The sequence below is a fragment of the Arenibacter amylolyticus genome (assembly GCF_002150785.1).
Classification (GTDB): domain Bacteria; phylum Bacteroidota; class Bacteroidia; order Flavobacteriales; family Flavobacteriaceae; genus Arenibacter; species Arenibacter amylolyticus.
Map to the genome: position 1 here is coordinate 175,472 of NZ_MTAZ01000007.1, position 11,561 is coordinate 187,032.

At 41.1% G+C, this 11,561-nt stretch carries 8 protein-coding genes; 2 read left to right on the top strand and 6 right to left on the bottom strand.

Annotated features, from left to right (window positions below; all coding sequences use genetic code 11):
- Nucleotides 1-28: 28 nt before the first annotated feature.
- The 5 genes from BV214_RS04845 to BV214_RS04865 all read right to left on the bottom strand — a co-directional run bounded on the left by BV214_RS04845 (nucleotide 29) and on the right by BV214_RS04865 (nucleotide 5,841).
- Nucleotides 29-442, bottom strand: coding sequence for an HYC_CC_PP family protein (locus tag BV214_RS04845; RefSeq protein WP_086476347.1), 414 nt, complete (start codon nucleotides 440-442; stop codon nucleotides 29-31).
- A gap of 182 nt (nucleotides 443-624) precedes the next feature.
- On the bottom strand, nucleotides 625-1,722 hold the full coding sequence (locus BV214_RS04850) for an ABC transporter ATP-binding protein (protein WP_086476376.1): 1,098 nt from the start codon (nucleotides 1,720-1,722) through the stop codon (nucleotides 625-627).
- A gap of 95 nt (nucleotides 1,723-1,817) precedes the next feature.
- Complete coding sequence (locus BV214_RS04855; RefSeq protein ID WP_086476348.1) at nucleotides 1,818-3,443, bottom strand: ABC transporter permease; 1,626 nt, start codon at nucleotides 3,441-3,443, stop codon at nucleotides 1,818-1,820.
- A 113-nt stretch (nucleotides 3,444-3,556) separates the two neighbouring features.
- Nucleotides 3,557-4,588, bottom strand: coding sequence for a Fe(3+) ABC transporter substrate-binding protein (locus BV214_RS04860; RefSeq protein ID WP_086476349.1), 1,032 nt, complete (start codon nucleotides 4,586-4,588; stop codon nucleotides 3,557-3,559).
- A 353-nt stretch (nucleotides 4,589-4,941) separates the two neighbouring features.
- Nucleotides 4,942-5,841: an EamA family transporter gene (locus BV214_RS04865; protein WP_086476350.1), complete on the bottom strand. Its 900-nt coding sequence runs from the start codon at nucleotides 5,839-5,841 to the stop codon at nucleotides 4,942-4,944.
- A 341-nt stretch (nucleotides 5,842-6,182) separates the two neighbouring features.
- Here BV214_RS04865 and BV214_RS04870 point away from each other — a divergent pair, with 341 nt between their 5' ends.
- A complete protein-coding gene (locus tag BV214_RS04870) occupies nucleotides 6,183-7,727 on the top strand; it encodes a pyruvate kinase (RefSeq protein WP_086476351.1) in 1,545 nt (514 codons plus the stop codon).
- A gap of 140 nt (nucleotides 7,728-7,867) precedes the next feature.
- Here BV214_RS04870 and BV214_RS04875 read toward each other — a convergent pair whose 3' ends face one another.
- Nucleotides 7,868-8,440, bottom strand: coding sequence for a sugar O-acetyltransferase (locus tag BV214_RS04875; protein ID WP_086476352.1), 573 nt, complete (start codon nucleotides 8,438-8,440; stop codon nucleotides 7,868-7,870).
- 474 nt (nucleotides 8,441-8,914) lie between these two features.
- Here BV214_RS04875 and BV214_RS04880 point away from each other — a divergent pair, with 474 nt between their 5' ends.
- Nucleotides 8,915-11,044, top strand: coding sequence for a S9 family peptidase (locus tag BV214_RS04880; protein WP_245806748.1), 2,130 nt, complete (start codon nucleotides 8,915-8,917; stop codon nucleotides 11,042-11,044).
- The last annotated feature ends 517 nt before the right edge of the window (nucleotides 11,045-11,561 follow it).

Below are 11,561 nucleotides of genomic sequence, written 5' to 3' on the forward strand. Positions count from 1 at the left end.
CATTATCGGATACGGACACTGTTTAAAATCAAATTATATAGGTCTCTTGAAGCTTTTGTAGATCCCAGATGAGGAAGGGAGGTTTATAATCCCTAAATGGGATAATATTACTATCCAGTCCTTCAAAAAGATTAATATACGTATAGTAGAAAGTGGCAACAAAAGCCTGCTGCCCGAAAGTTAATTTTTGAAAGGGAGTTTTTATGTCATCCTGCCCCTCCACCAACAATTGCTTGTCCGTGCAGCAAGATGTTTGCTGGTAATCTAAATCACAACTATCGGATGGCAACTCTTCCATGCCGCAGGTCTGTACATTATGAAATAGGGAGTAATCTACCAAAGTATCTCCACAATAGTGCATATCTACGGTGAACGACATCGTGGTAAACAATACCAAGAACGCCATACAGGCAGCAGTTAATTTGTGGAGAAAAGATTTCATAACGCATCAAAGCTATAAAATATAACGATAGCTATTGTAATTTTAGTATTTTTTTAGGCTATAACATTAAGCATCTGTATAATATGGTATGTATATTAATAACATACCGCATTTAAGTATAATGCATCTACAGGGATTTTTCTAACACTATCAATAAGAAATGAAGGGTTTTCATAAATGAATTACTCCGACTCCGTATCTTTCACCTTATAATTCTTGAGTCTAAACCGTACGATATCCCCTGGCTTCCAGGTTTGCACCGAGGACCTCAACAAAATACGTTGGGTCTCTTCCAAGGGTTTCCCCTCGCCCTCCTTGGCACAATTGGTACACCTATTACAACATACCTTAAGTTGCATATGATCTCCTAGGTACATACACTGCTCTACCATCCCACAAAGGTGTGGTTCCTCTGCATTGCAAAAATCGGTTTCCTCTGCCCTGAAAAATAAGTTTACCTTATCCTTATTAACGGATAAGGGACAATCTTTAGGCCCAGACACAAATCCAAAGGGCGTTTTATAACCGCCTGGTGCAACCGTAGCAACTACATTATTAGACTTCCCAAATAGCTCAGCAACATAGGCAGAATTTGGGTCGTTGTACAATGCATCGGGAGTATCTATCTGCAATAGCTTCCCGTTTAGCATTACCGCAATTTTATCGGATGTAGAAAACGCATCTTTGGTATCGTGGGTGACCAAAATGGCCGTTATACCCATGTCTTTAATAATTTGCCTTACTTCTTCACGTACCTGATCGCGTAGAATGGTATCTAAATTACTGAATGGCTCATCCATCAACAACAGTTCTGGCCTTGGAGCCAATGCCCTAGCCAATGCCACCCGTTGCTGCTGCCCCCCGGAAAGTTGATGGGGGTATTTCTTAACATCTTCTTTTAGACCGGTAAGTTTAATTGTCTCATACACCCGTTGTTCGGCCTCTTTTTTAGGGAGTCCCTTTAATCCAAACGCAACATTTTCAAAAATAGTCAAGTGAGGGAACAGCGCATAATCTTGAAATACCATCCCGGTTTTTCGTTTGTTGGCAGGTAAGGATTTACGGCCGCTAACAATGATTTTATCATTCAAAATAATACTCCCAGAATTGGGATGTTCCAGGCCTGCAATTAAACGCAACAAGGTGGTTTTCCCAGAGCCGCTCTCTCCAACCAAGGCCAATATCTCCCCTCTTTCCAAGGAAAAAGATACATCATCTACCGCATTAGTTGCAGTGTTCTGATATCGTTTACTAATATTATTTAATTCAATAATTGCCATGTTCATTCATTTTAGCTGCTTTTGTTTTCCCAAAGGGTAGGGTTATACTACTTATTTACCAACCACAAAAGCTATTGATCTTCCTACTGCTGCATTTATTTCTTTCTACTGATCATATTATTCAACAAAATAATTGGTATCACCCCTGTTAACACTACTACCAAGGAAGCGTTTGCAGATTCTGCAATCATCTCATTGGTCGCCATATCAAAGGCTTTGGTTGCTAGGGTATGGAAGTTAAAGGGTCTTAAAATTAAGGTTAAAGGAAGTTCCTTTAAGATATCCACAAAGGCCAATAACACGGCCCCAGCAATACTATTCTTAATTAAAGGTAAATCTATTTTCCATAGGGTCCTTAAAGGAGAGGCGCCCAATGAACGCGCCACCTCGTTTACGGAGGCCCCAGTTTTTTGAAATCCTGCATCAATAGCATTATACCCAACCGCCATAAACCGTACAATATATGCCACTACTAAGATAAACAATGTTCCCGATAAAATCATCCCAAGGTCGTTGGATAGCACCCAGTTGAGTTTTCTATCTAGGCCCATCATAGGTATCATAACTCCTACTGCAATAACTGCACCAGGAATGGCATATCCTATGGAAGCGGTCCGCGCTATATGTTTGGTCCACCGCAAGGGACTAAGGCGAATGGTATACAATAGGAAGATGGATATTACCGCTATGGCCATTGCAGCGCCTATTGCCAGTGAAAAACTTCTAAATATCAGAATACCAAATTCAGCATTTACCACATAGCTCCAGGTAAGGGATACCCAATAGAATAGTTGGGCAAGCGGTAAAATAAAGCTTATCAGGAGCACTGCCAGGCAAAGTGCGGTGTACAACCATCTTGTACCTTTGTGTTTTGGACTCACCCTAATAGCGGGTTTGGCCCCAGTATTGGCCGCATTCCAATTACGGCTCCCTCTTTGGAAATTCTCCAACCATATCAATACCAATACGATGAGGGTTAAAATAGCCGAGAGGTATATAGCGGTATTGATATCGCCAAAAGAAAACCAGGCTCTAAAAATCCCAGAGGTAAATGTATCTACCCCAAAGTATTTCACGGTCCCATAGTCATTTAGCACCTCCATCCCCACCAAGGCAATCCCTCCTGCCACTGCTGGTCTGGCCATGGGAAGGGCAATCTTGGCGAACATCTGTATGCGATTGCTCCCCAAAAGAAAAGCTGCCTCCTGCATGGCGCTGGACTGTTGCATAAAAGATGCCCTACAGATTACATACACATAAGGAAACAGGCTAATAGAGAGAATAAAAATAGCCCCAGGCATGTTCATAATATCTACAATAGCGCCTTTAAAATGTATATCAAAATTATTGCGAAAAAAGGCCTGCACCGGGCCCGTATATTCCAAAATCCCCACATAGCTATACCCCATCATATACGAGGGAAAAGCAAGCGGTAAGATTAATAACCATTCAAAATACTTACGCCCGGGAAAGTCGTACATAGAGACCAACCAGGCCATACTCACCCCAATCAGGAAGGTGAAAAACCCCACCCCCAGTAACAAGAGGGCGGAATTGACAAAATAAGAAGGCAGCAAATTGGACGCAATATGCTCCCAATGCTCCCCAGGCTTATCGAAAAGCTTGATCAAAATAGTGAAGATGGGAGTCAGGACCAACAGTAGTATTACCGTTGCCCCACCCGTCCACTTATTCCACCAATAGGTGGTTCTCTTTGCCATTTATAAATGCTATTCAATGTTTTGGACCTTTTAGAAATCCAAAACTTCTTAAACTTTTAGAGCAAGACCAAGAAGGTTATTTAAAGCCTTTTTGGTCTTACTCCCTCCCCTTCTTATTTCCAACCGGCCTCATCAAAGATCTTAACGGCCTTGCTATTGTATTCCCCCAGTTTATAGAGTTCTACGGTGTCCGTTTTAAAATCGCCCCAAGTCTTTAAAATAGAGGCTTTACTAGCCTTAGGATTGATGGGGTATTCGTAGTTTAAATTCGCTAGTGTCTGCTGCGCTTCCTCCCCGGAGAGGAATTCCATAAGCTTAATAGCATTTTCTTTATTGGGTGCATATTTAGTTACCCCTATACCGCTGATATTAATATGGGTACCCCTTCCTTCCTGGTTTGGAAAAATAATACCGACCTGCTCTCCCGCCTTGCGCTCTTCCGCATTTTTATCGTTCAGCATTAATCCAATATAATAGGTATTTACCACAGCAATGTCTCCTTCACCAGCAGCCACCGCCTTTACTTGATCCCGATCACTACCTTTTGGATTCCTTGCCATATTGGCAACTACTCCCTCTGCCCACTCCTTGGCCTTTTCTTCACCATGGGCTAAAATAATAGAGGCCAACATAGATTGGTTGTACACATTTTCTGAGGAGCGGATCACTACTTTGCCCTTCCATTTGGGGTCTGCCAAGTCTTCGTAGGTCTTAATATCTTCCGGATTCACCCTATCTTTGGCATAAGCGATAATCCTTGCCCTATAGGTTAAACCGTACCAATGTCCGTCTTTCTCCCTAAATTCCGATCCAATATTGCTTTCCAAAACCTGGGAACTAACGGGTTGTAAAAGGTCCCTAGACTGTGCACGATACAGTCTACCAGCATCCACAGTAATCAATATATCTGCATTGGAATCCTTGCCTTCTGTCTCCAAACGCTGGATAAGCTCATCGGCACTAGCATTTACAATATTGACCTTGATTCCAGTCTCTTCAGTAAATTTGGAAAAAAGCTCATCATCTGCCTTGTAATGGCGGTGTGTATAAACGTTAACCACTTCCTTGGATTTTGAAGCTTCACCACATGCCACAAATAAAGTCATTAAGCTCAGTATAAAACCGAATTTTAGGGTATTCCTCATCTGTTTTGTTTTTTTGTTTGATCTGCAAAGGTAAGCTTATTTAGACTTGTTACAAACAAGAAGTAATTACATTAGCTGTTCGTTTTGGATGAGTGAAGCGCTTCCCTACCCCTAAAACTGCAACTAAAATTAATCCCAACCACCCATTGAAAGAAAACCCCTGGAAATGAACAAACTACCCAGACTACACTAAGCGTATCGGCCGCTACCAATAACTTTCTCCTTTTAAAAAGATTCTTGTTTTGGCTAGTAGAACCAAAAAATACTGGAAAAGGGATCACTTAACAATTAGGGACTACTCCCAATGCAAGAGTTACTTTACCAAAAAACCTATCCCACTAACGCCTTATTGATTACGTTGAGACTCCCTCTTTCCTTTTAAAATTAATGAGTACTACCGCAAATAAAATGATTAGGATCCCTCCCCACTGAAGCGGACTTATATCTTCATGTAATACCCAATAGGCACTAAAAACAGAAACTGGTATTTCCAAGGCTGCTATAATACTTCCTAAACCTGTCCTTATTTTTGGAAACCCCCTATTGAACAATAGTGGGGGAAGCAGGGTACCAAATACACCCAGAAAAGCTCCCCAACTAATAAAGCTCCTCCAACTAAAGTCTTGCAAAATTTGAAGGTTCCAAAATAAGATTACCACTATAAATCCGCCATACACTAAGTATTGGGTACGTACAAGGATGGGGAGCTGCAAACCCACCCGAGTAGTTGCGTACATTACCCCCGTAAAGCTCAAAGCAGCCAACAGCCCAAATCCGATACCTCTAAGATCCAATTCTACATTGGTCTCAAAGACTTTCGCAGCCAAGAGCGTACCCACTATGGCCACCAGAGCACCCACTATTTTAATACCACTGACCAATTTCCGGGCCGTAAAAAACTCTAAAGCCACCCCCATCCAAATGGTCTGCATCAGGAGGATTATACCTACGGACACCGGCACATATTGGATAGATAAGTAATAGAAACTACTGGTTAACCCCAAAAAGCTTCCAAAGAGCATTAATTTTAATTTTGGATGTTTTGGGGTACCCGCTACTTTCTCACCTACCTCTTTTTTAGAAAAAAAATAGGCCAAAACGCTCAATACCAATACCCCAAATAAGTACTGGGAAAAGGCAAGTCCCGCAGTTCCCAAGCCCTGGTTGTTGGCATATTTAACAAAGGTGGCCAACACCCCATAACTAGATGCGCCAATGGCTATATACAATACCCCCCTAAGATGTGTGTTCATTACTTTTAAATTGAGTGAAATTCTTCCTACGGAAAATAAAAGGCAAACATAATCAATCAGAAAGACACCTCGGTTTTAGTAACCAGAAGCACGGGGGGGGGGCCTGTAAACCTACAGAGGCTAACTAGCGCCAACAAATGAAATATAGCACCTACAAGATTATTTTTCCATTACAATTCCACTTAATTTTGCAGGCCGCTATCTTCCCTAGGATTTAGAAGGTCACATCCTCCAATCCCAGTAGCTTCCATAATTAATATTCGTATTTTTACATCCAAATAAAACCCGTTATTTGCACCAGCACAAATACTTAATTACGATCCCATACACTTGTATTGATTATGGAACTGGAAAGACTAGAAAAGGAACTGGAGAAAATCTATATCACCCTCATAGAAAAGGAAAAGGTTGCCAATAGCATTGCATCCTCCGTACATCCTCAATACAGGTCGAGCTCTAAAAACCTCTATCGCTATTTATTATTGCGCAGTACCGATATTCGGGAGATTCAGGCTGGTTTATCGGAATTGGGGATATCCTCTTTGGGCAGCGGCGCAGGATATGTATACGATAATATATCAGGGGCACTGAAGCTGGTGAAATTATTGAACGGTACATCCTGGGAGCAAAATTCCGATATGGAAGCCATTGGTTTTACGGGCAGCAAGAAATTATTGGTACAGCATGCAAACCACCTATTTAAGGTGGACTCCAAGGTAAGGGACACAGAAATTATGGTCACCATGCCCGATGAAGCTGCTACGGACAAAGACCTCATAAAACGGCTGCAGGAAGCGGGTATGGGTATTGCCCGATTAAATCTAAGCCATGGCAACGAAGAACTATGGAGTAAAATTTTAAAGAATGTTGGGAGCGTGGAAAAGGAAACCGAACTTCCTATCCATATTTACATGGATCTTCCGGGCCCCAAAATACGGATCAGCAACATCTACAAACAAGACCGCCCAGAAACGTCTTTAGTGTCGGTTCCCCTTATAGAAATAAACAACACATCGCGCTTATTGCTTATAAAACCGGAGCCCGCCCTACTTTCCGAGGGGTCTAACGTTTTAAGTTTCTCCGAAAACATCCCGTTGATAGAAGTCTCTCTTCCTCAGATTATAGATAACCTTAAAGTAGGGGAACGGGTATTTTTTGATGATGGTACCTTTGAAGCCGTAGTAGAAACTATTAATAATGGCACCGCTACCATTTGCATAAAAAATGCATACAAAAAGAAATTACGCCCCGGCAAGGGCATAAACTTGCCCGACACCAATTTAGAACTTCCTTCCCTTACCTCCGAAGATCTAGAATTATTGCCTTTCATTATAAAGCACTCGGATATGATTGGCTATTCCTTTGTGAAAAATGCCGATGATGTTTCCCTACTTTATAGTGAACTGGAAAAACTAGGCAATACAGATATTGGGGTAATCTTTAAAATAGAGAATAGTACCGCCTTTGAGAACCTGCCCGCCATACTTTTTAGAGCAATGCAAAGACCAAAAATCGGGATAATGATTGCAAGGGGCGATTTAGCAGTGGAGGTAGGATTTGAACGGATATCAGAGGTGCAAAACGAAATTCTCTGGTTGTGTGAAGCAGCTCAGATTCCAGTAGTATGGGCTACCCAAGTATTGGATACCATGGCCAAAAAAGGGATGGCCACACGTGCAGAAATCTCCGACGCCACCATAAGTGCCCAAGCGGAGTGTGTAATGCTCAATAAGGGTCCTTTTATAGTAGAGGCCACCCAAACTTTAAAGAACGTATTGGGGCGCATGGAGGCCCATTCCCAAAAATCCAAGAACACCCTAAGAGCCTTAAAAGTCGCAAAAAAAGGTTTAAAAGATATCCACGGGCAGTACACAGAGGATGCTTAGATCCAAACAAATAACAAAACACGAGCGTGACGCTCGCGCAAGCGGTTATGAGCGGAGTGATGCCTGTTTACAGACATAGTAAACTCGCTCTAAGAAACAGAAGCTTCACCACACAAACGAATACAAATTAAAGCTAATCCCTACAGTTTTCGTTTTACTTCACAGGGATTTCCAAATGCCAAAACATTGTTGGGCAAGTCTTTAGTGACCACACTTCCAGCGCCAATGGTTACGTTGTCCCCAATAGTAACGCCTGGGAAAATCACGGTATTCCCACCTATCCACACATTATCACCAATGGCAACTGGCTGAGCAAAAGTGAGGTAACGCTTCCCATGGCCTACATCAACGATTCTTTCCGAGGCTTTTAGTGGATGGCTGGCTGTATATATTTGAACATTAGGGGCGATGAGACCGTTTTTCCCTATGGTTATTGTATGATTGTCCAAAAAAATACAATTGGTATTAACAAAGGTGTTATCGCCTATGGTTATGTTTTCCCCATAATCACAAAAGAAGGGGGTTTCTATCCACACCCCGTCTCCTTTCCGCTTAAACAGTTCAGACAGAATCCGCTCCCGCTCATCTCGCAATCTCGAGTCTAAGTTATTGTACTCCTTTAATAATGATCGTGCATGGTGATAGATTTCTATCAATTCCGCATCCCTAGAATCATAATACGCACCATTAAGCATCTTTTCTTTCTCGGTCACCGATGTTGGTTTTTAGGTTATGACCTGCAAAATAGGGATAGTTCTTTAGATTTACACCATTATTACAATAGGCTTAAATCTCGATAAATTGCTTAATGCAGCACAGTACTCCCTAAATAAAACTTGTCTCCTACAAGTATCCTCACATCCTAGTATGCCCCATATACTAGGTACGAATATTAAAAACAAATCTAGGATATGTTGCACAAGGGAAGATCAGGGTACGTTATAGAATCCATTAGTGGCAACCTATTAGGATACGCCCCTGGTTAACAATAAGTAAAAACCCAAATTTTACGTATATTTATATAAATTAGGAATTTCCCCATCTACTTAGATTCCTTTATTCCTTGTACTGAAATTGATCATTTTTTTTCTGATTAACAAGGTAAAAGATCAGTGACCTCCCCCAAAGATTTACGTATAACCATTGCCATCCCATCGTTGTGGGACATGGCAACCAAACACACTATAATGAAAACAACTTTAGCAGCATTAGTGCTATTCGCCTGCCTGTTTCAGGTACATGCACAATTCCAGGATGCAACACCTCCCATAGCAGAACAGAAAGAACACTGGCGCGTTATTCATAACGATAGTGTATTGGACAACTATTTCTGGATGTACGACTATTTTGGAAAGGGACCGGATAGCACTCAGGTTTTAAACTACTTAAGAGCAGAAAACAATTATGTAGATTCTGTAATGCACCTATCTAAACCCTTTCAAACTGAGTTATTCTTGGAGATGAAAGCTAGAATAAAAGAAAAAGATGAAAGTGTACCCGTGTTTAAAAACGGCTACTTTTATTACTACAGAACAGACGAAGGCAAACAGTATTATAAATTCTGCCGAAAAAAAGAAAGCATGGATTCCCAAGAGGAGGTGTTGTTGGATGTTGACAAAATGGCCGAGGGACATTCGTACTATTCAGCTTCCGGATTCGCGGTGAGCCCCAATAATAAATATTTGGCTTATGGCGTGGACACCCTAAGTAGACGGCAATACACGATTTACATAAAAGATTTAGAATCGGGTTCCATACTAAAAAACAACATTCAAAACACCACAGGCTATCCTTGCTGGGCTAATGACAACCAAACACTTTTCTATACTTCCAAAAATCCGGCAACCCTATTGTCCGAAAAAATTAAACGACATACCCTAGGTGCAGACGCTGAAAATGACGTAGTGGTCTACCATGAAAAAGATAATAGCAATTATATATGGGTTGATAAAAGCAAAAACAATCAATTCATTTTTATTTACTCCCAAGCAACGCTGTCTTCCGAGTTAAGGATGATAAATGCCAATCTACCAAACAGTGACTTTAAAGTATTTCAGCCTAGAATGAAGGATGTGTTATACGAGGTACTTCCCCTAAACGATCGATTTTTAATACTTACCAACAAGGATGGCGCCAAAAACTTCAAATTGATGGAATGTCCGCTTAATACAACCGAAGCCTCCCAATGGACGGAAGTCATCCCTGTACGCAAGGAGGTGTTGTTGGAAAGAGTAGAAGAGTTTAAAGACTTTATTGTTATCAGTGAACGCGAAAATGGACTTGTGAAATTACGTATTAGGAATTTAGAGAATAATGCAGAGCATTATCTAGATTTTGGGGAGGCGGCCTATACCGCAGATATAGGTGCCAATCCAGAATATAAAAGCGAAAAATTGAGGTATAGGTATAGCTCTCTTACCACTCCACCCTCCACCTATGATTATCACATTAACACCAGAGAAAAAGACTTATTAAAACAAGAGGAGGTTCTTGGCGGATACAATTCAAGTAACTATACTACAGAACGCATATATGCCACGGCAAAGGACGGCAGTAAAATACCCATATCCCTAGTTTATAAGAATGATACGAAACTAGATGGAACATCGCCTTTATTACTTTTTGGTTATGGAAGTTATGGAGCAAGCATGGATGCCCGTTTTGCCAGTACTAGATTAAGCTTATTAAATAGAGGCTTTATATATGCCATAGCCCATATAAGAGGGGGGCAGGAACTTGGTCGTGCTTGGTATGAGGATGGGAAGTTGATGAATAAGAAAAACACCTTTACGGATTTCATTGACTGCGGCGAGTATTTAATTCAGGAAAACTATACAGCAAGAGGGCACTTGTATGCCATGGGTGGCAGTGCGGGCGGACTTTTAATGGGGGCTGTTGCAAATATGGCGCCCAATTTATGGAACGGACTTGTTGCTGCAGTTCCCTTTGTAGATGTAGTAAATACGATGCTGGATGAAAGCATCCCGTTAACCACCAATGAATTTGATGAGTGGGGCAACCCAAAAAACAAAGAAGCTTATCAATATATAAAATCGTATAGTCCTTATGAAAATATTGAAAAGAAAGACTATCCTAATATTTTCGTTACTACGGGCTTACACGATAGTCAGGTACAGTACTTTGAACCCGCAAAATGGGTAGCCAAATTGCGAGCTATGAAAACAGATGAGAATCTTTTACTCCTCCGCACTCAAATGGAATATGGTCATGGTGGCGCCAGTGGACGGTTTGATTACTTAAAGGAAATAGCCGAGGTCTACGCTTTTTTGCTAAACCTAGAGGGGATCTATCAGTAGCAGTCTAACATAGCCGTAGTTCATTTAACACCCTGCTTAAGGAAATTTTAGATTTGCACGCACTTTCCCTATCCAGATCAGAACTTCCTACCGTAAAAGGGACAGTCCATTAATTTTCGTAAATTACCTAGAAGCGATTCAAAAACAGAGAAACAATGTTAAACACACTATATCTTTTAACACTACAGTTACCCATAGGCACTCGAAACCCAGATGACAATAGTCCGCTGGACCTTACAAACATTTTTGATGTGCTAGTATATATTATTCTACCGGTTCTTCTAATCATCTTTTATATCCTTTATAGGAAGAAGAAAAGGAATAACAATTGAATTCACCGCGGCAACCCTGATTGGTTCGCAATATTAGTGAAAAGACTTCCTGTTAGGCTATAGACTAGATAGGTATTATCCATTGCAATGGGATATCTACAACTAATTATAGCAGCTGCCAAAAGTGACACACTTAAAGAAGAAACAAGGGATTGGCTCCGCCCTTCCCTACAAAGCTCCGCTTT